The sequence below is a fragment of the Gilvimarinus sp. F26214L genome (assembly GCF_054401055.1).
On sequence record NZ_JBTIYG010000007.1, the window covers coordinates 136,786 to 159,409 of the forward strand.

26 protein-coding genes are annotated in these 22,624 nt (G+C 60.0%); 8 read left to right on the forward strand and 18 right to left on the reverse strand.

Annotated features, from left to right (window positions below):
• The first annotated feature begins 205 nt into the window (after nucleotides 1-205).
• Complete coding sequence (locus ACURWW_RS09870) at nucleotides 206-1,255, forward strand: hypothetical protein (protein WP_445617095.1); 1,050 nt, start codon at nucleotides 206-208, stop codon at nucleotides 1,253-1,255.
• Nucleotides 1,256-1,380: 125 nt separating this feature from the next.
• Here the strand turns inward: ACURWW_RS09870 and ACURWW_RS09875 are convergent, their stop codons facing one another.
• Nucleotides 1,381-3,003 carry a hypothetical protein gene (locus ACURWW_RS09875; protein ID WP_445617096.1) on the reverse strand — a complete coding sequence of 541 codons (1,623 nt, stop codon included), beginning with the start codon at nucleotides 3,001-3,003 and terminating at the stop codon, nucleotides 1,381-1,383.
• Nucleotides 3,004-3,181: 178 nt separating this feature from the next.
• Between ACURWW_RS09875 and ACURWW_RS09880 the strand changes: the two genes are divergently transcribed.
• Nucleotides 3,182-3,661, forward strand: coding sequence for an LEA type 2 family protein (locus ACURWW_RS09880; protein ID WP_445617097.1), 480 nt, complete (start codon nucleotides 3,182-3,184; stop codon nucleotides 3,659-3,661).
• Here ACURWW_RS09880 and ACURWW_RS09885 read toward each other — a convergent pair.
• The 6 genes from ACURWW_RS09885 to ACURWW_RS09910 form a co-directional block, all read right to left on the reverse strand.
• A complete protein-coding gene (locus ACURWW_RS09885) occupies nucleotides 3,618-4,391 on the reverse strand; it encodes a DUF599 domain-containing protein (RefSeq protein WP_445617098.1) in 774 nt (257 codons plus the stop codon). The genes ACURWW_RS09880 and ACURWW_RS09885 overlap by 44 nt on opposite strands.
• 106 nt (nucleotides 4,392-4,497) lie before the next feature.
• Nucleotides 4,498-5,634: an NAD(P)/FAD-dependent oxidoreductase gene (locus tag ACURWW_RS09890; RefSeq protein ID WP_445617099.1), complete on the reverse strand. Its 1,137-nt coding sequence runs from the start codon at nucleotides 5,632-5,634 to the stop codon at nucleotides 4,498-4,500.
• 181 nt (nucleotides 5,635-5,815) lie between these two features.
• A complete protein-coding gene (locus ACURWW_RS09895) occupies nucleotides 5,816-6,553 on the reverse strand; it encodes a methyltransferase domain-containing protein (protein ID WP_445617100.1) in 738 nt (245 codons plus the stop codon).
• A gap of 2 nt (nucleotides 6,554-6,555) precedes the next feature.
• The gene (locus ACURWW_RS09900; RefSeq protein ID WP_445617101.1) at nucleotides 6,556-7,605 is read right to left on the reverse strand and encodes a type III polyketide synthase; all 1,050 of its coding nucleotides are present in this window, start codon (nucleotides 7,603-7,605) and stop codon (nucleotides 6,556-6,558) included.
• Between the two features lie 114 nt (nucleotides 7,606-7,719).
• Nucleotides 7,720-8,307 carry a CPBP family glutamic-type intramembrane protease gene (locus tag ACURWW_RS09905; protein WP_445617102.1) on the reverse strand — a complete coding sequence of 196 codons (588 nt, stop codon included), beginning with the start codon at nucleotides 8,305-8,307 and terminating at the stop codon, nucleotides 7,720-7,722.
• 14 nt (nucleotides 8,308-8,321) lie between these two features.
• Nucleotides 8,322-9,566: a sterol desaturase family protein gene (locus ACURWW_RS09910; protein ID WP_445617103.1), complete on the reverse strand. Its 1,245-nt coding sequence runs from the start codon at nucleotides 9,564-9,566 to the stop codon at nucleotides 8,322-8,324.
• Nucleotides 9,567-9,848: 282 nt separating this feature from the next.
• On the opposite strand from ACURWW_RS09910, the gene ACURWW_RS09915 reads away from it, so the two are divergent.
• The gene (locus tag ACURWW_RS09915; protein ID WP_445617104.1) at nucleotides 9,849-9,992 is read left to right on the forward strand and encodes a DUF3096 domain-containing protein; all 144 of its coding nucleotides are present in this window, start codon (nucleotides 9,849-9,851) and stop codon (nucleotides 9,990-9,992) included.
• Nucleotides 9,993-10,085: 93 nt separating this feature from the next.
• On the opposite strand, the gene ACURWW_RS09920 is transcribed toward ACURWW_RS09915, so the two are convergent.
• Together ACURWW_RS09920 and ACURWW_RS09925 are read right to left on the reverse strand one after the other, a co-directional pair.
• Nucleotides 10,086-10,619 carry a DinB family protein gene (locus ACURWW_RS09920; RefSeq protein WP_445617105.1) on the reverse strand — a complete coding sequence of 178 codons (534 nt, stop codon included), beginning with the start codon at nucleotides 10,617-10,619 and terminating at the stop codon, nucleotides 10,086-10,088.
• A 75-nt stretch (nucleotides 10,620-10,694) separates the two neighbouring features.
• Entirely contained in the window at nucleotides 10,695-11,066 is a 372-nt protein-coding gene (locus ACURWW_RS09925; protein ID WP_445617106.1) for a VOC family protein, read from the reverse strand.
• Nucleotides 11,067-11,388: 322 nt separating this feature from the next.
• On the opposite strand from ACURWW_RS09925, the gene ACURWW_RS09930 reads away from it, so the two are divergent.
• The gene (locus tag ACURWW_RS09930) at nucleotides 11,389-11,775 is read left to right on the forward strand and encodes a hypothetical protein (protein WP_445617107.1); all 387 of its coding nucleotides are present in this window, start codon (nucleotides 11,389-11,391) and stop codon (nucleotides 11,773-11,775) included.
• Nucleotides 11,776-11,836: 61 nt separating this feature from the next.
• Here ACURWW_RS09930 and ACURWW_RS09935 read toward each other — a convergent pair whose 3' ends face one another.
• From ACURWW_RS09935 to ACURWW_RS09965, 7 genes are all read right to left on the reverse strand, one after another.
• Nucleotides 11,837-12,940, reverse strand: a complete 1,104-nt coding sequence (locus ACURWW_RS09935; RefSeq protein WP_445617108.1) for an alpha/beta fold hydrolase — start codon at nucleotides 12,938-12,940, stop codon at nucleotides 11,837-11,839.
• Nucleotides 12,941-12,977: 37 nt separating this feature from the next.
• On the reverse strand, nucleotides 12,978-13,427 hold the full coding sequence (locus ACURWW_RS09940) for a GNAT family N-acetyltransferase (RefSeq protein ID WP_445617109.1): 450 nt from the start codon (nucleotides 13,425-13,427) through the stop codon (nucleotides 12,978-12,980).
• A 15-nt stretch (nucleotides 13,428-13,442) separates the two neighbouring features.
• A complete protein-coding gene (locus ACURWW_RS09945) occupies nucleotides 13,443-13,883 on the reverse strand; it encodes a DUF1499 domain-containing protein (RefSeq protein WP_445617110.1) in 441 nt (146 codons plus the stop codon).
• A gap of 37 nt (nucleotides 13,884-13,920) precedes the next feature.
• Complete coding sequence (locus ACURWW_RS09950; protein WP_445617111.1) at nucleotides 13,921-14,400, reverse strand: GNAT family N-acetyltransferase; 480 nt, start codon at nucleotides 14,398-14,400, stop codon at nucleotides 13,921-13,923.
• A 145-nt stretch (nucleotides 14,401-14,545) separates the two neighbouring features.
• A complete protein-coding gene (locus tag ACURWW_RS09955; RefSeq protein WP_445617112.1) occupies nucleotides 14,546-15,571 on the reverse strand; it encodes a hypothetical protein in 1,026 nt (341 codons plus the stop codon).
• Between the two features lie 746 nt (nucleotides 15,572-16,317).
• Entirely contained in the window at nucleotides 16,318-16,605 is a 288-nt protein-coding gene (locus tag ACURWW_RS09960; RefSeq protein ID WP_445617113.1) for a YciI family protein, read from the reverse strand.
• A 32-nt stretch (nucleotides 16,606-16,637) separates the two neighbouring features.
• Entirely contained in the window at nucleotides 16,638-17,213 is a 576-nt protein-coding gene (locus ACURWW_RS09965; protein WP_445617114.1) for a TetR/AcrR family transcriptional regulator, read from the reverse strand.
• A gap of 336 nt (nucleotides 17,214-17,549) precedes the next feature.
• Here ACURWW_RS09965 and ACURWW_RS09970 point away from each other — a divergent pair, with 336 nt between their 5' ends.
• Nucleotides 17,550-17,981, forward strand: coding sequence for a secondary thiamine-phosphate synthase enzyme YjbQ (locus tag ACURWW_RS09970; RefSeq protein WP_445617115.1), 432 nt, complete (start codon nucleotides 17,550-17,552; stop codon nucleotides 17,979-17,981).
• Nucleotides 17,982-17,987: 6 nt separating this feature from the next.
• Here ACURWW_RS09970 and ACURWW_RS09975 read toward each other — a convergent pair whose 3' ends face one another.
• Nucleotides 17,988-19,832: a DUF885 domain-containing protein gene (locus ACURWW_RS09975; protein WP_445617116.1), complete on the reverse strand. Its 1,845-nt coding sequence runs from the start codon at nucleotides 19,830-19,832 to the stop codon at nucleotides 17,988-17,990.
• Nucleotides 19,833-20,053: 221 nt separating this feature from the next.
• On the opposite strand from ACURWW_RS09975, the gene ACURWW_RS09980 reads away from it, so the two are divergent.
• Nucleotides 20,054-20,332: a hypothetical protein gene (locus ACURWW_RS09980; protein ID WP_445617117.1), complete on the forward strand. Its 279-nt coding sequence runs from the start codon at nucleotides 20,054-20,056 to the stop codon at nucleotides 20,330-20,332.
• 58 nt (nucleotides 20,333-20,390) lie between these two features.
• Here the strand turns inward: ACURWW_RS09980 and ACURWW_RS09985 are convergent, their stop codons facing one another.
• Complete coding sequence (locus tag ACURWW_RS09985) at nucleotides 20,391-21,098, reverse strand: glutathione S-transferase family protein (protein WP_445617118.1); 708 nt, start codon at nucleotides 21,096-21,098, stop codon at nucleotides 20,391-20,393.
• Between the two features lie 150 nt (nucleotides 21,099-21,248).
• On the opposite strand from ACURWW_RS09985, the gene ACURWW_RS09990 reads away from it, so the two are divergent.
• On the forward strand, nucleotides 21,249-22,241 hold the full coding sequence (locus ACURWW_RS09990; protein WP_445617119.1) for a LysR substrate-binding domain-containing protein: 993 nt from the start codon (nucleotides 21,249-21,251) through the stop codon (nucleotides 22,239-22,241).
• A gap of 3 nt (nucleotides 22,242-22,244) precedes the next feature.
• Nucleotides 22,245-22,541, forward strand: coding sequence for a hypothetical protein (locus ACURWW_RS09995; RefSeq protein ID WP_445617120.1), 297 nt, complete (start codon nucleotides 22,245-22,247; stop codon nucleotides 22,539-22,541).
• The last annotated feature ends 83 nt before the right edge of the window (nucleotides 22,542-22,624 follow it).

The following is a 22,624-nucleotide window of genomic DNA, read 5'->3' on the forward strand; positions in this document are numbered from 1 at the left end:
CTGGGCCCATCCTGCGAGGTTTCGCAACCCGACAGCGCGCCCGCAAGATCGTTTGCGAACCGGTTGCTTCCCTCCGTCCTCCTTTTTCCAGAGGCGCACTCCCGCGTGACCGTTGCCTGCGGATGCAGTCGCGCGTCATCCTGTTAGAATGCCGACCCCGTGTTGCCGAATCGCTGGTAACTGGCTGTCCATCAAGAGGTATGAGATGAGTAACAAAGTGTCACTGGTGACCAAATTCGGGCTCACTGCACTCACCGTCGCGGTGGTGGGGTGTGCCACACAAACCCAAACCACCCAAACCCAGGAGCGTCCCGACCTGAACGGAATCTGGACCAACATTTCCATGACCGGACTGACCCGCCCAGCGGGTATCGACAAACTGGAGTTGACTGCCGAAGAAGCGGAGCGCGTTGCCCAGGGCCTCCCGGTCGCCGGCATTTCCGCCAGCGAGCGCCGGGACGCTGCTTCCGGAACTGATCCCAACGCGGGTGCACCCGAAAAAGGTGCGAAGGACTTCGGTGTTCGCGGTTACGACTCCTTCTGGATCGACCCCGGTGAGAGCCTCGCCAAGGTGCAGGACGGCTATCGCACCTCCTACATCGTGGACCCGGAGAATGGCCAGATCCCCTGGCGCGAAGGCAAGCAGCCAAGCCGGGCCAATGCCATCCGTTATGTAACGGGCGAGGGAGCCAACTCCGACCCCGAAGCACTGCCTTTGACCGAACGCTGCATCATCAGCTTCGGTAACACCGCCGGCCCAGGCATGTTGAGCGTGCTCTACAACAACAATTACCAGTTCATTCAGACCGACGACCACGTGATGATCCTCACGGAGATGATTCACGATGCGCGGATCGTCCCCATATACGACAACGCCGAGGAAGCGCGAACGAATCATCGTCCGGATGAAATGAAGCTGTGGTACGGGGATTCTGTTGGCTGGTATGAAGATGGTGCGTTGTACGTTGAGACCACCAACATCCGTCCCGAGCAAATGGCCCAGGCCAGCGTCAGCATCAGCGAGAACGGCCGCATTACCGAGCGTTTTGAGCGCTGGGATGAGAATCAGATCTTCTACCGCTTCATTGTGGAAGACGACAGCCTCTACACCCAGCCCTGGACTGCGGAACTGGCCTTCTATCCCTCTGACGGTCCGATCTATGAGTATGCCTGCCACGAAGGCAACTACTCCATCGAAAACATCCTTCGCGGCGCCCGCATGAAGGAAGCCGACCAGGCGAAGCAGGGACGTTAAGTCCCGCTTGCGGGCGTTGCCCTCCTGGCAACGGCCCGTTAACTCAACGCCGCGGTGCAGCCGCGGCGTTGAGTTCCATCTGAGAATCTCCACCCCAAGCTGTCTTCCTGACCCGGTGATCGCGCCTACTGCAGTGCTGCAGCGGCGTGCCTGAGTTCCGGCCGTTCCGTATCCCGATCGACGCAGAGTTCCTGCAGATTGTGATAGTAAGCCTGGGCGATATCGTCCTGGCCGGCAGCCTCCGCCGCGCGTGCGGCGCCATAAACCGCGCGGAACCGATTTGGCTCTCGCTCCAGGGAGCGCTGAAACTGAACCAGCGCTTCGTGGGGGCGCTCCAGTTCCATGTACAACTCGCCCAGCAGCACACGGGAAGGCAGCACATGGCCCGGGGTCACCGGGTGCTTGTCGCTGGCATCTTCTTCGTCCGCAGCGACCCGCAGCCGTTTCAGAGCCAGGCCATTGCGGCCATCCGCGTACGCCGTCCAGCCTTCCAAAGCGGCGATTTGAGCATCGGCGTGCTTTGCCCAATAGTCGGCCTTTGCTCGTCGCATTTCCTGCTGCAGTTCTTGCAGGCGCGCAAGGTCTTCCCGGGCCGCGCCAACATCGCCCACGTGCGCTGCACCCAGTCCGCGGGCATAGACCAGGATCGCTTCCGCCTGCGGAAACTTGTCCCAGTCCAGACTGGCGGGCAGCGTCAGGTTCGCTGCTTCCTGCCATTGGCCCCGTTCCAGCGCGAACCGGGCGGGGATTGCGGCGAAGGCGTAGGCCGCCACGAAGTTTTCCACGTTCACTTTCCGAACGGCAGTCAACTCGTCCAGATAACGTCGGGCGGCCTGGTCCTGGGCCTGTTGCAAATGCCCGAACACCATGTAATCCATCGCGTGCAGTGCGTCGTAAGTGGTGGCGCTGAGGGTCTCCCGAGTCAGTTCGGACCTGGCCGCTTCATAGGAGGCCCGGTTTCCTTCCACCATCTGCGGCCAATAGCCCACCCGACTGTAGATATGGGTGGGCATGTGCAGAGCGTGAGGCACGGACGGGGCGATGCGCGCAAAGGTTTCCGCGGCCGGCAGACCGCGTTCGGCCAGTTCCGCATAGTCATAACTGTGAATCAGGTAATGGGTTATCCCCGGGTGCTGGGGGTATTGTTCAAACAGAGGCTCAAGAATCTCTGCGGCCTGCAGTTGTCGGGTGTATTTCTTATCGCTTGCGTCAGCGGTGGCGTTCAGAAGGAGCGCGTGAAAAATCCGGGCCTCAACATCATCGGGATAGCGCTCCGCCAACCGGCCCAGGGCGGACTCGAAGGCCAGCGCCCGTTGCCGGTGCTCGATGTCCTGTCCACGGAAGAACTCCTGAAGTGCCGCAATGTAGGCTTGCTCCCGCTGGGTCGGCGCACCTGCCTGACTTGCCTGGGCAATAGCTGAACCGGCCGCTTCCATGGCCTTGGGAGTTGGCGGCCAACCGAAGGGGTTCCCCAGTGTGCTGATTGCACTGCCCCACAGGGCCATGGTGCAGTCGGGGTCCAACTCCCGAACCTGTGCGAAAGATTCCTTGGCGGGATCGAACCAGAAGGAGTGGTACAGGGCCATGCCGCGGTTGAACTCCGTCTGGGCCGACGCGCTGCAGGACACAGGGAAATCCACCTCTCCAAGTGCCTCCGTCCGGTCCGCACCTGCATCGCGATCGGTTTGGGCAGCACCGCTGGAAATAACCAGGGCGAGGATCCAGCCGGACCAAAATACCTTGTTCATGTGGCTCCTCCCCGCACGGCACGGGTGGCCATGCGTTCATATCAGGTACATCGATCCATAACGGTGCATAAATCCTTCCATTTCGGGGTAAAGGGGGCGGGCTCCAGGTTGGAGGGGCGGAAGGTCAACTAAATGCCGCCGGCGGTGTCCATTGGAAACGGATCTCTGGAGTCATTTCATGCGCTTACAAACGAGAATGCCCACTGTCGCACTCCTGGTGGCCGCGGCAATCCTGCTCCAGGCCTGCGCCGGCTTCAGTCCCGCTCTGCAAAAGCCAAACGTCACCATCAACTCTCTGAAGATGGTGGAGTCGGCGGGCCTGGATCAACGCTTTCAGATTGGCCTGCTGCTCACCAACCCGAACAGTGCCGCCTTGCCGGTCACCGGCATGAGCTACACCCTGACCCTCAACGGCTTCGACCTGGTCACCGGCGTAAGCAGTGAGGTGCCGGTTCTGGAGCCCTATTCGGAAACTGCCGTCACTCTGGAAGGGAGTGCGGATCTGATGGCGGTGGCTCGCCTGATCAATTCCCTTGCGCGCAAGCCCGAGGAAAAACTCCGCTACGAATTGAACGCCCGTATCGATCTCCAGGGCTGGCGGCCGACCCTGAACATCAGCGAGGACGGGCTGATTGAAATGCAGTCTCTGCCTCGCTGAGGGAGGCTCCGGATGGCTCCTCGGGAAGAATGCTGAGCAAGGCGCGCAAGGTTTCGGAGCTGAACTCCCGACGGTAGAGAATCGGCACCATGAGGGTGGAAAGGGCCATGAACACCCAGGCGTTGATGAACCAGCCCAGTATGGCCAGGCTGAAATAATAGGTCCGCAGGCCGTTGTTGAAATTACCTCCCGCCTTGGATGCCATTTTAGCGATACTCTCCATCGACCGGGAACCCGCCGATCTGTCGTAGTCCTCCAGCTTCGCGCCGCCCAACATCACCGCAACGAAGCCATACTGACGCAGTGCCCAGGTAAACTTGAAGAACGCGTAAACAAAGAGAAACACGAGCAACAGAATCTTCAACTCCCATTCGCCCCGGTGAGCCGGGTCCGAGAAGGGCACGTCGTTGAGCAGAACGGTCACAGTGTCCGACGACCCGAGCACCGTCATCAAACCCGCAAGGACCAGCAGGGTGCTGGACGCAAAAAAGCTGACGTTCCGCTCCAGGTTGGCAATGATGTTGGTGTCCGCTATGCGATTGTCCCGGGACAGGGCCGAACGAATCCATTGTTGGCGGTGCCGGTGCATCGCGTAGGACAGGGTCGGGTGAGTGCGGCTTTTCACCTCAGTGTAGAGAAAGTATCCGCGGTAGCACAGCAGAAACCAGGCAAGGGCGATCAGGTTGGCGGTATTGAGCTGAAAGAAACTGCGAATATCGGCGAAGTCCATGAACGATGACGGCTCTTGCGTGGCGTTTTGGGCAGGGTGCCATCTCATTCTAACCCGGATAATCTTACAAACGACAGACACCGAGCAGACTGAATTGATAACGTGATCAACGTCGCTCAAAGTTCAACGGAGGCTGCACCTGAAGATTGTATGCGGACATTCGCATTCGACGAGCGGCGCTCCGGGCCAGCGACGGCCACCACCGTCCCAGCAGAAACATGGCCCTGCGGCTGGAGTGGGCAGCCAGCAATGCGGAAAACAGGCGGGCGTTGCGGACCGGCCCCCGAAAGTGCCGGTGGGCTTCCCGCTGGTAAGCGGATGCCCCGCCGTCGGAGCAGTGGACCTTTGCGGCGAGGAACGCGGAGTGCAAAGCCATGGCAATGCCGTCACCCGCAAAGGAGGGAATGACAGCCGCCTGATCACCGATCCGAAACAGTCCGTCCGGCGCGGGCCCCTGCGCCTGATACCCGTAAGGAACCCCGGCCACCGCGAGCGGGCGCGGCCAGAGGGATTCAGCATCCATCAGCCGGGCGCGCAGGCGCGGACAATTCCCCCGAAGATGTTCCAGAAGCACAGGCCATTTCAGCGTGCAGGATTGGTACAGTCTTTTGCTCACAAGAACGCAGAAGTTGGCAACCTCATCTTCAACCAGTTCCAGCCCGCCGTAGCCTTGCGCAAATACGTAGAGCTCCACCGCGCCGCGCAACTTCATCGTTTGTTGTCGGGACAGGCGCATGTGCATTTTCAGACCAATCAAATCAGTTTCGCGGTCGGGGGCCCGGCGCCAGTTCCGCAGTTCGTGTTTGCCGGTGGCGAGGAAAACCGAACCGGCTCTCAACTCCCCGGCCCCTGTACGCACCCGCCATTCCCCGTTGCGCCGATCCAGATCCCGCGCGGCACAGCCACGGTCGACCTGTGCCCCTGCGTACTCCGCCTGTTCCAGCAGCGCGCCATCGAGCACCTTGCGCGACAGGCTCCAGGCGGGAAAGGGGAGAGGAACTTCCAGCTCATCGCCAGCACTGATCAGATGCAGGCGCTGAATCGGCAGTGCGCCGAGGGCTTGCAGATCAACCCCCAACTCGGCGAGGTAGGCCGCCGCCTCCCAGCTGATGAACTCACCACAAACTTTATGGTGGAGCCCCCGGCTACGCTCCAGCAACCGCACGGGCCGGCCCTGGCGCGCCAACTGTATTGCCGCCGCCGCGCCTCCCGGACCACCCCCAATCACCAAGGACTCCAACACACCACCACTCACCGGGCATCTCCCCCTCTAATCAGGACAGGCATGACAGCGGCCCGGCATGACAGCGGCCCTCTTCTCTAATCAGGACAGGCATGGCAACGCACCGCATGGCAGCGCCCCGGGCAGCGCCCCCTTCAATCAGGACAGGCATAGGTTGAACCGGGCATAGGTTGAACCGCTACTAAACAGGACAGGCATGGGTTGCGGCGACATTTTTTACGCAGGACAGGCAGATTCGAAAGGGAAAATGCCACTGGATGCGGATGTCGCCGTCGATCCCCGCTCGTTGCAGCAACTGTTGCCAATCCTCCCGGGTAAATGATCGGGCCACGGAAACCGCCGCGTCATTTCGAATCAGCCGGTTGCGGCTGAGCAGGGCGGTGGCGGACCTAATGAAATAGTAGGGCAGAGGGTGGCGGTGCAGGTCGTTGATGAACCATCCCTTGCGGGCACGGCCGTGCATCCAGCGCAGAAAGTCCACCACTTGGGGGTCGGACAGGTGGTGGGTGAACAGCGAGGAAATCACCAGATCGACCGGCACATCGGGTTCGAAGTCTAAGACGTTCCCCGTCAGATAGCGGATTTGCGAGTCAGCTTCGCTCAACAGCGCCGAGCGCCTCGACCACGGGTTAAGGTCCACGCCGACCAGGTCGACCTGGGAATGACCTTCCTTTCGGGCCTGGCTCTCGATTTGCCGCAGCATATCGCCCCCACCACTGCCCACATCGAGTACCCGAAGGGGCTGCCCGGTGCGGAGCCAGGGCCGCAGCCAGCGCAGTGTGGGACGGTAGGCAAGGGTCAGGTGGTTGATGGTCTCCAGGCTGCGCAAACAGTGATGAAATTCATCGAAGCTGATCGAAGCGTCATCCATCAATTCTGCTTCGCTGCTCCGCCGATCCAGTTCCGCGAGGCCGCTCATGTTCACGCCGCCTTTGCGAAACGCATGCTCTCCACCGTGAGTCCGGGGCCGAACGCGATTGCGCAACCAGGTCCGGTGGCGTCGTCGTCCATGATTTCCCTTAGCACGAACATGATGGTGGCCGAGGACATATTGCCGTAGTTGCGTAATACGTTGCGGGAGGGGCGCAGTTGCTCCTCTTCAAGATGCGCCCCCTCGCGAACCGCATCCAGCACAGTCCGGCCGCCCGGGTGGATGGCCCAGTGGATGATGTCTGAGGGGGTGCAGCCTTCCAGAATGGCACCCAGTCGCGAGGGAAGGCCTGCGGCGATGGTGGAAGGCACCTTGCCCGACAGGTTCATGTCGAAGCCCATCTCACCGATGCGCCAGGTGATCTGGTCCTCCGTTCCGGGAATCACCGTGGCGCGGAAGCTTTGCAACTCGAGCCCCTCCTTTTGCGCAGACACAATACTGGCCGCACAGCCGTCGGAAAAGATGAGGAAGGACAGTATTTCCTCCAGGCTGCCCGATGGTTTCAAGTGCAGGGTGCACAGCTCCAGATTCAACTGCAGCACCCGCGCACCGGGCTCGGAGCGCACGATGTGGCGCGCAAGCTTCAAACCGTTCAGCGCGGCGTAACACCCCATGAAGCCCACGGTCGTGCGTTCGACCTCGGGGGAGAGCCCGTAGTGCGCGATGATCTGGTGATCGACCCCCGGCGCATAGAATCCGGTGCAGGTGGTAACGATCAGATGGCTGACCCCGGCCAGATCCAGCTGGTCGAGCGCCTGGCGCGCCAGCCCAAATGCGCTGCTTTCGTAAAACGCCATGCGCCGTGCTGTGTCGGGAAAAACCTCCGGCGAATAGAAGCCTTGAGTATCCAGCCTGTCGTCGTCCGGGTGGGGCTCCATGAAAGAGAATCGGTGCTCGATCTGCGCCCGCTCCGCCATGCGCTGAAACAGGCGCCGGCTGCGCGGGTCCGGGAGGAGGCGCGGCGCGTATTGGACAAATTTGCTATGCACGTCGTAGTCGGGCACTGCGGTGGCAATCTGGTTCAGGTAGGCATCCGGCATGTGAGGGTCCTTCTGCTCGCGAGCGGCCGAGGTGGGCCTGTCTCATTCCCCGCAGGATCCATTCCAGGTCCGGAGTTTCCGCGATGGTGGGCGCCAGCTCCTGGCTCAGCCGTACTATCCCGACTCCGTTGGGCCTGTTCCCCCCGGCGCACGCCAGGCATGCCCCTCGAGCGCCAGAACCACCTCGTAACCGCCCAGCAGAAACACCCAGGTGATCACCGCCAGCCAGTGAATCAGAACGGGACACCAGAGGGATCGGGATACCACATAGGCATAGGCGCAGCTCAGTCCGAGGGCGGTGACAATGGTCAGAAAAACCGGGTCGAGAAAGTAGTCCGCCGCGCCCGGGCTGGTGGTGAGTGCGCCCAGAGGATGGGAAGCCACATAAAGGAAGGTGCTCCAGCCGATTGCGCGTGCGGTGGCGCGGCGCCCGTGCTGACCAATGCGACGTGGAATCAGAAGCCCACGGAAAACCAGCTCTTCCAGCACCGCGGGGGAGAAGAACAGACTGATGGCCAGGAACACAGCCCAATCGGACACTACCGGTTCCAGGCGCAACACCCCGCCACCGAAGCCGGCGCCGAGTGCGTACAGGGCGAATAAAGGAATGGGTAGCCAGGTGCGCGGCGGCGCCCGGAACGGCGAGGTGCGCAAGCCTTCCAGGGGGTTGTCGAGAAGGTAATTGAGAAAGCGCGTCAGCATGGGCGCCCTCCCGGCTATTGCCCTGTGCGTGCCCCGCTCGTAATCAGTGAGGGTACCCGGATGCGCCGCCCCAGAATGGCCAGCGCGCTGATACTGGCATAGCCAAGAGCGACGGCCGGCAGAGCGGGGTAAGCCGCAAGGGGAACAAGGCTGAGGTATCCCGCGCCCAGCAGGCACAGAAGCAGGCGAACAACTTCCAGTTTCCAGGCGTAGCTTCGGTTCTCCAGCAAGCTGCCGAATACATAGAGGGAGTACACCATCCAGCCGAACAGCGTGAGCACCAGCGGGCGCGCCAACTCGGCCTGGACTGTCAGCACCCACAGGGAGAGTGCGGTGACGGGCCAGAACTGCGCAAAGGCGTAGAGGCGGGTCCAGCGATCGGCTGGCGGATCGTATTTTGGCGCGTCCGGGGGAAGGGCCTGGGTGGCTTGTTCTCGCAGGTGTTCCGGCAGCCAGCCCGGCGAACGGAACCAGACGCTCAGACGGTCCTTCCAGGAGCGGCATTGGGCGGCGACCCGGGCTGTGTCCACCCAGACGTGGAAGTTGGCCCACACCGGGTTCCAGCTATGCAGGCCCGTGGTAATGCCGTAGGCGCAGGGCAGGTCCGCCCGCTCGGGCTGGTAGGTGCCGAACAACCGATCCCAGAGGATGAAAACGCCGCCGTAGTTTTTGTCCAGATATTCCGGGTTGCGGGCGTGGTGTACCCGGTGGTTGGACGGGGTAATGAAAACCCATTCCAGGGGGCCGAGGGTGCCCACGTGGCGGGTGTGCACCCAGAACTGATAGATCAGATTCAGACTGCCTACGGTGATGATTGCATGTGCGGGAAGCCCCGCCAGGTAGAGTGGAATGTAGAACACAAAGCCGATGTAATCGGTGCCCGTCTGCCGGAGCGCGGTGCTCAGGTTGTATTCCTCGCTTTGGTGATGCGCCACGTGGGAAGCCCACATGATGCGCCATTCGTGGCCGTAACGGTGCTTCCAGTAGTAGCAGAAGTCATAGGCGACGAAGGCGGCGACCCACTGCCAGGCTGCCTCCATGGACCACTGGGGGACGCCGAACCACTGCACCAGCGCGCCGAAGACAACGGCGGCAAAGCCGATTTGAAGGAGGTCCACGATCCGGCTGAGCACGCCCAGGGAAAGGCTGTTGACTGTGTCATTCAGTCGGTAATATTGCCGGCCCCGCAGCGTCCCATAAAGAAACTCCAGCCCCATGGCCAGGATGAAGAATGGAACGGCCAACTGTACCAAGTCCATCGCAGCGCCCCCTTTGACAGCGATCGTCGAAGCTTAAGCCATCTGGGCGGAAGTGGCCACGAGTTGCGCGCGACTTTACGATGACTGTCCGGACGCGGTGCCCGTGGCGTATAAGTCGCTGTTCGGTCAGCGTTTTCGGCTATAAACCTTTGGCGTGGTCTGCGCGGAACGCGCACTCGCCTGAGGGCTGAACCGGACAGCCAATGTGTGATCCGCTGCTATTCCCCCTGGCGCCTGCATTGTTATGATGTGACGAACGACAACAACACTGAGAGAAGACCCATGACTTTGCACCTTGAACTGATTCCTCTGCTGTCCATCCTCGCCGGCATTCTGGTGCTGGTAAAACCAAAACTCCTCAACTACGTGGTGGCCATTTATCTGATTGCCATCGGCGTCATAGAAATCCTGGGCATTCGCATCTGATCCACGCTTTGAGAACGCGCGGCCTGCGGATACTCATCCTGAGTATCCGCAGTTCGTGCCTCTCGGCCCGTCAACTCCCGTTAACTTTTGAAGTCACTCCTCCGCCAGTCGAACCAGCAGATCCGTAACTCCCGGGTCGCAGCCCATCTGAAACAGCAGCGTCGTGGCCTGTCCGCGATGATGGGTCTGATGATTGAAAAAATGCATCATCAGGCTGTCTAACCGGCGCCGCGCGGGTATGCCCTTCATGTTGCTGTAGCTCAGAATCGTATCCAGATCCTCTTCTCGTAGCGCTGCAACCCATTGCAGAATCAGCTCATCCAACATATTGCGTCGTTCGGTGAGGCCAGCCAGTTCGGAAAACAGAATTTGATCCAGTTCCCGAGGCGTTTCGTACTCCCGGACCGGCTTCAGAACATCGGCGCAGGCGGGGTGCTCCACAAAACGCTGCAACCATACGGTGTCCGCAACCACCAGATGATTCAGCGTTCCGAGCAGGGAGCCGAAAAAAGCGCCGCGATCTTCCGCCAGTTTCCCCGCCGGCAGCGACCCGGCACACTCATAGATTCTGCCATTCATCCATTGGTTGTAATCGGCCAGCATTTGGAAGTGTCGCTTCCTGCCCATCGTCATATCTCCCTTGTTATCACATGGATTTTGTCGATCAGTAGCGACAAATCACCTGTTGCCATGGGCACAGTATCACTCCCAGGTGTTCAGGCCCTTCTCGAAATTGTCGCTCTGCGGCCGGACGACACAGAAGCGCTGGCCCGTGGGTGCCTCCATCACGACCCAGGTGGCGACCGCTTCCACTTTCCGGGCGCCGAGCTTCTCCAGTCGCTTTACCTCCGCCTCGATGTCGTCCGCCTGAATGTCCAGGTGTACACGGCTGGGATGCTCCACCCGCTGCACCTCGACGCTGAGGCGATCCCCCGGGTCTTCAAGTTGGATGTATTTTTCGCTCTTGTCGTCGGTGATGGGCATGCCGAGAGCTGCGCTCCAGAACTGCGCGGCGCTCTCCAGGTCGTCCGTATGGCAATCGATAATGAATCCACCGAGTCGGCTTCTGTGCATGGTTCTGTGCTCCTGACAACTGAAGGTGAAGGAATGAAAGGCGAAGGGCGGAACTGCCGGACGTCGACCGCACCGAACGGATACACCTTACAGCCGCGGTCGCCACGGGGCAACGAGCAGCAGTCTGTCGAGCCATTGCCAATGCGACGGACGGCACCCACTCGTACACATTCGGAGACGTTCGCCACATGGACACGGGTGATTTTGTGTTTATCATGTCCGTTCTGGATCGTGTGGATCGGGTCCACCTCGCAAGATCAAAGGATGTGGCCTTGGCCTGATTTCGCGTGCCGACAATCAACATAGTGCGGAAGGATTCAAAATGTTGATGTTTATCAGCCTTCTTGGGGTTGCGCTGTTCCTGCTCGGGTTCTATCTCTGGTATCTGTCCTGGCCGACGGTTGCGGGGCGGGTCGTTCGGATTGAGGAGGGGAGACCCACCCATTCCCCGGCGGGTCGGGAAGGGGACCGGTTGCTCGTGTACACCTATCAGTTCGACGGGCGCGAGTATGTGTCGCGTCGCCAAGGCTTGTTCGTCAAAGCGGCCATGGGGCCGAACAAGTCGCCGGGAGATACCGTCCTTGTCAGCGTGTGCAGCCTTGGCAGCTATCTGAGTTGCCCGCGGCGGCCCCTCTTCGAGGGCGGCATCCTCCTGAGTGTGCTGTTCCTGTTCGGTGCGATTTCCGGATTGGGGGTGGTGCTGGAGTGAGGCTGCCACAGGCGCGCACCTCCCCCACTTGCCGGGAGGTGCATGGTGACGGGCGCATCCGCTATTCGGTGGACTGTGTCGCCAGAGGGTGTACGGTTTCCAGAAGTGTCACCAGCAGCTTTCCCGGCTCCTCCCAGGGAACCATATGGGAGGAGCGCTCGAACCAGACGGCGCGTTTGTAGGGCGCATCCAGATTCTTCATCCAAGCGGCGGTGGGCTCCGAGGGAGTGGTGTAGTCGTGCCGGCCCATCAGCATCACCACTGGGATAGGAAATTCGTCAACCGCACTGAAATCCACTTCCAGAAATTCGGGAAGGATTCGCCCCAGGGTAAAAACATTTCCAGCATTGATTGAGCAGCGATCCTTGTCGCTGTACTCGGGCGAAAGGCGTGGCGCTTTGTAGTAATAGTTCGACTCATTCCTGAAGGCGCTTAACCCGCCATAGTACTGGGCCCACTTGCGCGCAAGCACGATCCGCTCGCGGGTAATCGGCTCGTCGCCGGGGTAGGGAGCAATGGACGCGAGTTCCCGCACCGCGGGCTCGTTATCGTTCGCCCTGGCCTGGGACAGGCCGTATTCAAAGCTGATGCGTTCATTTTCCCGGGTGTTGATCACCTGACCGATGCCTACGTAGGCGTGGAAAAGATCGGGGCGCTTCAGCGCCGCGTGCATTCCCACGATCGTTCCCCAGCTATGGCCCATCAACAGGACCTTGTCCTGTTTGTAGCGCTCTCTGATGTGCTCGGCGACTTCGATGGCGTCGTCCACAAAGCGGGAGATTCGAATCGTATCGCTGATCCTGGCCGGGTCCGTCTCCCCGAAGGTCTTGCCCGCCCCTCTCTGGTCCCAGTTAACAATGGTGAAGTACTCCTCCAACGGACGCTGGAACTGCCACATACTGGGAGTCACCGGTGCGGCAGGGCCTCCATGAACAAACAATATCATGGGGTTCGATTTGTCCTGCCCGCGAACGTTGAGCCACTGATCGATACCGCCCACTCTGGTCTTGTAAGAATCCTGGATTCCGCTCGGAGCGACAATCCGGTTCAGGTCGCGAACCACCTCCCGGGCTTCGTTGAAGCGGCTCGTGTCGGGGCAGGTCTGCGCGAAGGCAGGGGAGCTGAAGAGCAGGGAACTGGCAATACAAATGGCGAGGGCTTTCATGGCTTCCTTCCTGTTTTCTTTTTGTTCAGGGCGTCCGTTAAGGGCCCCGTTTCAGCATTTCCAAGTGGGGTATGCCGTCCTCATCGTAAGGTTCGGAAACCCGCAGGAAACCGAAGTCGGCATAAAAGTGTTCCAGATAGGCCTGGGCGGAGATGCGCACCGCCATTCCGGGGTACAACTTATCGACCTGTTCCAGGCCTCTGCGCATAAGCTCCCGGCCCAGGCCGCGCCCGCGCGCTTCACGTGAAGTCAGCACCCGGCCGAGGGAGGGCTCAGCATACTTGATGCCCGGCTTCACCACGCGCATGTACGCCAACAACACACCGTCGTCCCAGGCGATCAGATGCATCGCGTCCGGATCCACTCCGTCCACATCCAGGTAGGGGCAATTCTGTTCCACCACAAACACCGCCTCCCGAGCGGCGATGATCCGGTACAACTCGCCCGCACTCAGAGCGTCGAACGCGCTCCACTGCCATTTAATCACACCGTCCCCGGAAACTTACAAACGTTCTTGCAGTTGATTTTTGAACTGGTCCACGCGACGTCGATTGACTCCAAAGTCACTATGGCCCACCCGTGACGCGGAACGAATATGAAGTAAATCGTCCTCGGGGACCAGGCGCACTTCAAAATCGTCTACAAAACGAAACACGCGGGAGCGGAAGGTAAAGGCGAGATAATTTTCCTGTTCGGCCTCCAGCCGCCCGCCCATATCCTTCGCCACCTCCTTTACCAGGCGAATGGTATTGGCATCCACGGCGGTGCTCACAGGCGTTGTGTAGTGTTCTTCGTCTCCCGGGTACTCGCTGCAGATGCAGTTCGGGCTCGATGGGCACGCCTGCAACATGCCGTCGGACAGTCCGGGCGGTGGCCGCCCGGAGCCGGTAGCGCAGCCCACAAAGGCCGGAACAAGGGCGAGGAGCAGTGGCAGTTTCTTCATGGTCGGTCCTTTTGCCAAGGCGTTGAGCAGCGGCCGTTCAGATTAACAGGGCCATCATCAGGTCGTCCACGTAATGGGACTCGTGACTGCGCTTGTAGTAGTTGCGTAGCCTGCCTTCGACGGAAAAACCAAGGCGCTCGTAAAAGCGTATCGCCCGGGCGTTATCGCTTTCCACCGTGAGCTGAATCCGACTTATGCCGCTGGCCTTGAGGTCACGAATCTCGGCCTCCACCATTTTCTTCGCCAGCCCGGACCCCTGGAAGGCCGGCGCGACCGCCAGCGTCCCCAGCATCGCCACATGCCGGGTGCGCCCGGCCCGCCGCATCGAGCGGTAGAACCCGGCGACCTCGCCGTCCACTTCATAGACATAGAAGGTCCCATCCGCAATCAGGTCACGGTAGATCGGCCCGAAGGCCTCCTGGTCCATGGGATCATAGCCGAGGTAGGGCACCACGGACTCGTGCATGTAGATGGAAAAGACGGCCGGCTGGTCGGAAATCTCGGCAAGGCGTTTCATCTTCGGGCTCCAGGTTCGACCATAACGAAGCCGATTATACGGAGCTGAAGCGATACCGGGGAGAGGGGCGTAGACAGGAAGGTGGTTGCTGGAGTACAGGCCCGGGGAGACCCCCGGGCCTGACGAGAGGCTGTTGGTTGGAAGCTTATTCTTTCTCGGCTTCCATGCGCGCGCCGGATAAGATCCCGGGCAGGGAGTAGTTACCTTCGTGGCAGGCGTACTCGAAAATTTCGCCGTCCAGCGGAGAGAACTCATATTCGCCGCCCCATGCATCTTTCCATACAGTCGGATCTTCGACGCTGAACTCATAGTGCAGGCGATCTTCGGCAACGCGGGTAAAGCGTTCGGTCACCTTCAGATTCTCCCATGCGCCAAAGAAATGCTGCTCGGGCGGCAGGTTGATGGTCTCAACCACCAGCGTGTCGCCTTCCCACCAGCCGATGGAATCACCGAACCAGGGGCGGACGTCATCCGTACGGTGCTCGTCATCCAGCCGGATAATGCGCGCGTCGTGGTTCATTTCCACCAGAATCATCACGTGCTCCGGCGCCTGCACAATGTGGTAGTTATTGTTGTAGAAGCCGTTGGCAAACATGGGCGGTCCGCCGTTGCGTCCGAAGCCGATGATGCAGCGCTCGCCCAGAGAGCGGGTCTCATAATGGGCTTCCCCAGCCGGTGCCCGGTGACGGGCGGGCGGTGGCGGTGCATTCTTCTTGCGTGCGGGCGCCTGGCCATTGGGGGTGGTCAGGATGGAAGTGCGTGGCTCGCCACCGACCCGCATAACCATATTGCCCGGGTCGAGCCAGAAGGTGTTGTACCCACCTACATCACCGCCGGCCGCTTCGAATTCTGGACGCGTCACACTGGTCTTGTGGCGGTACTCGGCAGGTGCATCGGGATCGGTCGGCCGGTTGTTCTCTTCGAACAAGGTCTCCGCACGACCTTCAATCACCGCAACCTCTTCTTCGGTGTAGACCAGCCGGTCAGATACCTCTTTCGGACGCATCAGCGGAGTCAGTGAAGCGTTGCTCCAGAAACCACTGAGATCCGGCTGGCCCAGAGAATTGCGCGGGGCCTCGTAGTCGGATGACTTGGCGTTTGCGCCCATGCTCAGGGTGGCGAGCAGCGCAGCCGCGCAAATGGTTGAACTGGAAAGTAGAGAACGTCGCATTTCGTATTACTCCGGCAATAAGCGCGTCAGATCGCGCCCGTACGATTATTGGTTATAAACAGATGATAAGGCGAATATTTTTGTGGTGCTTTTTACAGCAGCTTTGGCTGCGAATATTTGTAAGTTCTTTTGTAAGTCGCGGGTCGCCTTCCGGGTTTGTGAGCATATCAGCGGACCCGACCCTTGGGAACTGTTCATGACCCGATTAAGTTATAGATAGGTTAACCGACAATTTACAAATCTTGACGCATGCAGGGTAAGTGGGGTGGTGGTGCCTGTCCTGCGAACTGACTGCTGTGCCTGTCCTTATTGCGGCTGTCCTGATTGCGCTCGCTACTGGTTACTGTGCCTGGTTACTGTGCCTGTCCTGTTTACTTCGTCGCTACTGGTTACTGTACTGGTTACTGTGCCTGTTCTGTTTACTTCGGAATGAGGTCCATCCAAAGCATAGGTCTGTACCTGGCGCGCGGGCGGCGCTTCGAGGTTTGCTCCTGTGACCGTACGCGGCATGGATGCCGCGTCCGAGCCTACAGGGATGTATCCACGGCGTGTCACAGGAGCGAACCTCGAAGTGCTGCCGTGGCACTTACCTCCGGCCCATTTCGGATGCCCATTTCGGATGCCTGTCCAATTAGGAAGACCGTCCAATTAGGAAGAACTTCCAATTAGGAAGACTTTCCAAAAAGGGCACTAATCGGGCGATTAAAACAGAACGTGCAATCAGAACGCGGCTGTTTGCCGGTTGGTCAACCCAGAAGAAACTGCAGCTTTTCGCTCACCATCGCGGGTGCGACTTCCAGAATCTCCGCGCTGACCACACTTTCAGCAACAAAGGGATCGTCATTCACCCGGTTCTTGAGCTCCGGCAAGGTGATATTGTGGGCCAGTACGGCACCCCCTTGTTTCGGCAGAAGACTCCCCGCGACCAGGAACACCCCATCGTCAATGCCGCGTTTGATCCAGGCCTTGTGACTCTCCACATACTGTCCGGCCTGCTCCCTGTTGGTCGAAAATCTGAAAAGAACAATAAACATCACTCCTCCTTTCTGAGTTATTGATAACGCATTTACGTGGCCTGCTGCTTACAGGTTTCCAGCCAGTTACACAGACCCTTCACTTCCTGATTGATAAACGTTCGGTCATGGAAGGCGGTCGCCAGTGTGGCAACCCCCTGGCTCCAGGCGAGAACATGCATGGCCAAAGCATCCGCATCCTTCTTGCGGCCAAGCTCCACGAATTGCTCGCGCAACCAGGTGCGGAAAAGAGTGAAAATTCTGCTGGCATCGCTCTGGGCAGGATGGCCCAGCTTGGCCAGCTCGGAGCAGAGGGTGCCCACCGGGCAGCCGTAAAGCATGATGTTGCTCTGATTGGCGATGACAATACGGATGTAGCAACGAATTCGCTCTTCCGGACTGTCCCCTTGCGCCGCCCAGTCGTCCAGCATGGCCTGAGTGTTGGCCAGGCGCAGCTCGATCACGGCATCGAGAATCTCGTCCTTGGTGCGGAAGTGGTAATAGAAGTTGCCGCGTGAAATGTTCACCTGCGCGGCAATATCCGCGAAGGACGTATGTTCGAAACCCTTCTGGTAAAACAGTTGATCTGCAGCCTGAACGATCTGGTTCCGGGTTGAAGCTGCCTTCATAACGCTCGTCCGAACTGTCACATGGGTTTGGGTAGGACGCACGTCCTAGGTTCGCGATACAGTAGGGCGGTCGTCCTAATCTGTCAAGGTTGAGCTCAACGGCTCGCTCATCCCGCGCCGGGTGCTTGATATGAAGGGGGCGCGGACAGGCGCCATAGCAAAAAAGTCCAGCCGGGCGTTTTCACCAGGCTGCCAATGTGAAGGAGCGGGTTTGGTGAGAGGGCTCCCGGACGTTGCCGCAATGTCACGGCACCGTTTATGCTGCGCCGGCGTCCGCGGCCTCGAGTGATTCAGCGGACTCTCTCTCGGGCAATCAACGAATGCAGGTGGCAATCCATGTGGTTTCAGAAAGAAGTCAGGCTCAGCGCAAAACCGCGGGGCTTTCACCTGATCAGCTCGGAGGTTCTTCGGCAGTTGCCGGAGCTTCGCGCGGTCAGCGTGGGTATGATGAATGTCTTCATCAAACACACATCCGCGTCACTGACCATCAACGAGAATGCCGACCCGACTGTACGGCAGGATTTCGAGAGCTATTTCAATCGCGCTGTCCCGGAAGGCGAGCCCTACTACCTGCATACCCTGGAAGGGAGCGACGACATGCCGGCCCACCTGAAGGCCAGCATTCTGGGGACAAGCGTGAACATCCCCATCACCAACGGCGAGTTGAATCTGGGGACGTGGCAGGGAATTTACCTGTGCGAGCACCGCAATCACGGCGGTGCCCGGTCGTTGGTGGTAACAGTGCAGGGCGAGGGGGAGCCGACCTGACAGCGGCTAGCCGCGCTGCTGTTCGATCCAGCGCTCCACACGATCTTCCAGAATCGGCAGGGGCAGGGCGCCGCCGCCCAGCACTGTATCGTGGAAGCCACGGATGTCGAACTGCTCACCCAGGCGTTCGCGGGCCATCGCCCGCAGTTCGAGAATCTTGAGCATGCCAATCTTGTAGGACGTCGCCTGGCCCGGCCAGCTCAGATAGCGCTGGATTTCCGACCGAACCGCGGCCTCAGGCTGCGGCGAGTTGTCCAGGAAGTACTGAACCGCCTGCTCTTCGCTCCACTGTTTGGCGTGCATGCCGGTATCCACAACCAGCCGGATGGCGCGCCACATCTCGGTGGAAAGGCGGCCGAAATCTGAATAGGGGTCCTGGAAAAATCCCATCTCCTTGCCCAGCAATTCCGAGTAAAGGGCCCAGCCCTCCACGTAGGCCGTGTAGTAGTACTGGGTACGAAAGCGGGGAATGTTTTCCAACTCCTGCCCGATGGAGATCTGCATGTGATGGCCCGGATTGCCCTCGTGGTAGGCGATCACCTCCAGCTGGTACTTGGGCATCGCCGACATGTCGGACAGGTGGGCGTAGAACACCCCGGCGCGGCTGCCGTCCGGAGTCCCGGCCATGTAGTGCTGGGCGCCCCCGTCCTGCTCCCGGAAGGGTTCTACCCGTTTTACCAGCAAGTCCGCCTTGGGCAGAATGCCGAAATACTCGGGCAGCCGCTCGCCCATGTCGCGCAGATAACGGGTCGCCAGATCCAGGTAGGCATGTCGGCCCTCCTCCGTGTCGGGGAAGTAGAACTGCGGATCCTCGCGCAGGAACACGAAGAACTCCTGCAGTGTGCCGTCAAAGTTCACCTGCTCCTTGATGGCTTCCATTTCGGCGCGGATGCGCGCGACTTCCTTCAACCCAATCTCATGGATCTCGTCCGCACTCAGGTCAAGGGTGGTCATCTGGCGCAACTGGTTGGTGTAGTAGGCCTCGCCTTCCGGAAGAGCCCAGACCCCCAGCGCCGGTTCGGGGGCGTTCTCGCTGTCGCGAACCAGCCAGGCCAGGGTTCGGTCGTAAGCGGGCTGCATTTTGGTCAGCAGCGCGTCGCGGACCTGGTCGAGCAGTTCAGCGGCGTGGTCCGGGGAAACTGCGCCACTTTCTTCCAGAGATTCGACTTTGCTCGTCGCGTCCGCCCACAAAGGCGAGTCGCCTTCCCCGGAAAAGGGCTCGCCATCGAGAACCCGTTCGATCTCTGCCGCCGCAAAGTCATAGTCAAAGCGCGGCTGGCGTATGCCTTCTGCCGCGGCGGCCTGCGCGCGCGCCAGGTAGGTTTCCAGTACCGGGCCCACCTCCCGCAGACGCGCGATATAGGCTTCCATGTCTTCGACCGTCTCCACCTTGTGGAAATTGATCAGAAAATTCGGCAAGGAAGCGTGCGGCCCCCCGCGACCCAGCAGATATTCGTGGCGACGGAACGGCAGCGCCTCCTCCTGCCGCTCCAGAAGGTATTCCCAGATGTCGTAGGAGGTTTTCGCCTCCGGGGTCAGCATCTCGTAGTCAAACATCGAGCGCATCTCCGCGACGCTGTTCCGGCGCCACTCCAGGTGGCGATCCATCGCAGCTTCGGACACATCATCAAGTTTGTCGTAATCCTTCTTTTCGCCCAGGCGCGTACGAAACTGCGGGCTGAAGTCCAGATCCTCCTCGAATTGCTCATTCAGCCAGGCGTTGAGGCGTTCGCTTTCCTGAGTCGCTGCGGATTGTGTGTCCGCTGGCCGGCTGCCCGAACTGCAGGCAACCAGAAATAGCAGCATCAGTGTCGTGGTTGTGGTGGCAAGAGTATTGGCAAGGGTTCGCATGATGAGTCCTGCGTCGATCGAATTGGGGGACGCCGCGGCTGCGGCTGGGCCGGATGGATTGTATCGGGCCCGAGCTGGCGGAGCCACCTCAGTGGTACGATCAGCAGTGGACAAAGGTGAATCACCGGTCAACGCCTCATCTCCCAGTGGCCCGCAAGACGCCGGCGGCGTGCAAAATGCACGTGAAAAATGTCAAACCCAGCCCCAACACAAGGAGAACCATGCTTCAATATTTGCGCATATTCAGCTTCTTCCTGCTGACCTTTGGCATCGTCGGTGCCGGGGTCATTGCCTTCGGAATCGATCCGGGCATCGGTACCAGCCGGGGTGCCATGGGCATCATGGTGTTGCAGACGCTGATTGCGGCACTGATCCTGTGGGGATTTCGTCTGCACAGAGACCAGAAGCTGGGCTCCAAAGGATTGATGTACGGGGGCTGGGGCTTGATCGCCCTGTACGCGGTGGTGGGGCAGATCTGGATGAATATGGATCCCGAATAGCGAAGCCACGTGGCATTGTGTCTGCCGGCCGAACGTCCCTGTTCGACCCTGCAGAAACTCACGCGGCGAGGCGGGAGCGCAGTTCGTCCAGGGTAACGTGGCCCCTGAAGTACCCGCCGCCTGTGGGCTCTCTACCGTCTTCGATTTCGGCGGCGAAGACGGCCGCCGGATCTTCGGCAAGTTTACGGAGATGGCGGGCGAGGTGAGGATACTCTTTGTCCAGGTCGAACAGAGCGTGGTAATGCACCCAGCGGCCGACACCGGCCAGGTAGGCATCCGCGATGCTGCGCTTGGGTCCCAGCAACCACTGGCGGTCCGCCAGCAAGCCGTTCAGAAACGCACACTGTTTGGCGACGTCGTCACGACCGAGAGAGCGCAGAAGGCTTTCTTGCTCCCCACTTAGTCCGTTGGCTTCATAGAGTGTCCACAACGGTCCAAAAGCTGAGAAGAAGTCCGTGTTCAGATAGGCAAGCATTTCGGTTAGCTGATCGTCCTCCACGCTCCCGGCTGGGCGTGACAGGCTGGAGCCAGGGCTGCGCGCGACCAGATGGTTCAGAATTGCGATGCTTTCCGTGAGAGTCTCCCCCGAGGCGGTTAGCAACGCCGGGGTCTGGAAGCGGGGATTGACCTTGCCAAAGAGCTGATCCCAGGGTTGTTCCAGCATTCCGACCCGGGAAAGAAGATAGGGCTGTTCCAGCCACTCCAGCGCCACTATGGACCCAAAGGAGCAGCCAGCAGGCACACCATAAAACAGTACAGGTTCCATGTTTCGGTTCCTTTTGTTGCGATTAGAAGGTTGCGATTTCAGGTTTGCCGCCGGCCGACGAGGGAAAGTATATGGTTGTGGACGCAGCTTCTGTAGACTGCTGACCGTGGTTGCATCGTTCACAAACAGAAACGATCCAGGGGCATCAGAGTGCTGAATCTCAACGACCTCCATTTTTTTGTGCATGTCATGGATCACGGGGGATTTGCCGCCGCCGCAAGAAAGCTCCACATCCCCAAGTCGACCCTGAGCAAGCGAGTGGCGGAGCTGGAAAAGAGCGTCGGGGCGCGCCTGATCCACCGCACGTCGCGCAGTTTCGTACCCACCGAAATGGGCCGCAACTTCTACCGACACGCCGTTGCAGCGCTGATCGAAGCCGAAGCGGCAGAGAACCTGGTCAAGGGCCGCCTCGCCGAACCCAGCGGAGCGGTGCGCATCACCTGTTCCGTTCCAACCGCACAGATTTCCCTCGCCGACCTGCTACCGACCATTGCCCGTACCTATCCCAAGATACAGCTGGAGGTTCACGCCACCGATCGCTTCGTTGATATAGTGCAGGAAGGTTTCGATATCGCGGTGCGGGACCATTTCAAGCCGCTGCCGGATTCGGAGCTGGTGCAGCGCCGCATCGGCAGCGGGTCCATCTTCCTGATCGCAGCGCCTTCATACCTCGAAGAGCAGGGCGTGCCGGGACGACCCGAAGACCTGGCCGGACACGAGGGTCTGCTGAGCTCCCAATCCGAAGACAACTGGATACTCCGGGACCAAGCCGGGCGCCAGACTGAGGTTCGGCCGAAGCGACGCTTCACGGCCGACGAATCAACGGTTCTGTTGCGAGCCGCGACCGCAGGGCTCGGCATTGCCCGCCTGCCCCGGAAACTTTGTCAGCGGGAGCTTGAAACGGGCAAGCTGGTACGGGTTCTGCCGGACTGGACTGCAGGCGAGGTGCTATCGACGCTGTTAATTCCGCACCGGAGAGGTTTGCTTCCCTCGGTTCGGGTGGTGTGTGATGCGCTGGCCGAAGCCATCGCCGCTCAGGGCACTGCTTCTCGGGGCACTGCTTCTCAGGGCACTGCTCCTCAGGGCACGGCTTCTCAGGACATCGCCTCTCAGGACATCGCCAGGGAGACAACAGAGAGATAACTCATGTACGTATTTTCAGCCAATGCCACAGCCAGAGGAACACAAAGCGGCGTACCGGAAGGGCGGCGCATGCATTTCATGGTTTACATCAATTTTCAGGATGCGTTCGGCGCCGAGCAGCTCTGCAAACTCTACCTGTTACGAGCCGGTTTCAAGGACGTCGACATCGAAAAACGCCAGTTCATGGCCCCCGCGACGCTTCGGGACGAGAACCTGCTGCAGGCCGATCAGGCGCTCAGGCAGGCGCTGGATTCGGGGTACATGGTGAGAATGTTCGAGGACGACGACGGACTGCATTGAAACGAATGTCCGCACATCCACCGGGGCTCCATGTTCCAGTCTATATGGCGGGGCAAGCAGCTTGAGGAAATCTGTTCCGCTTG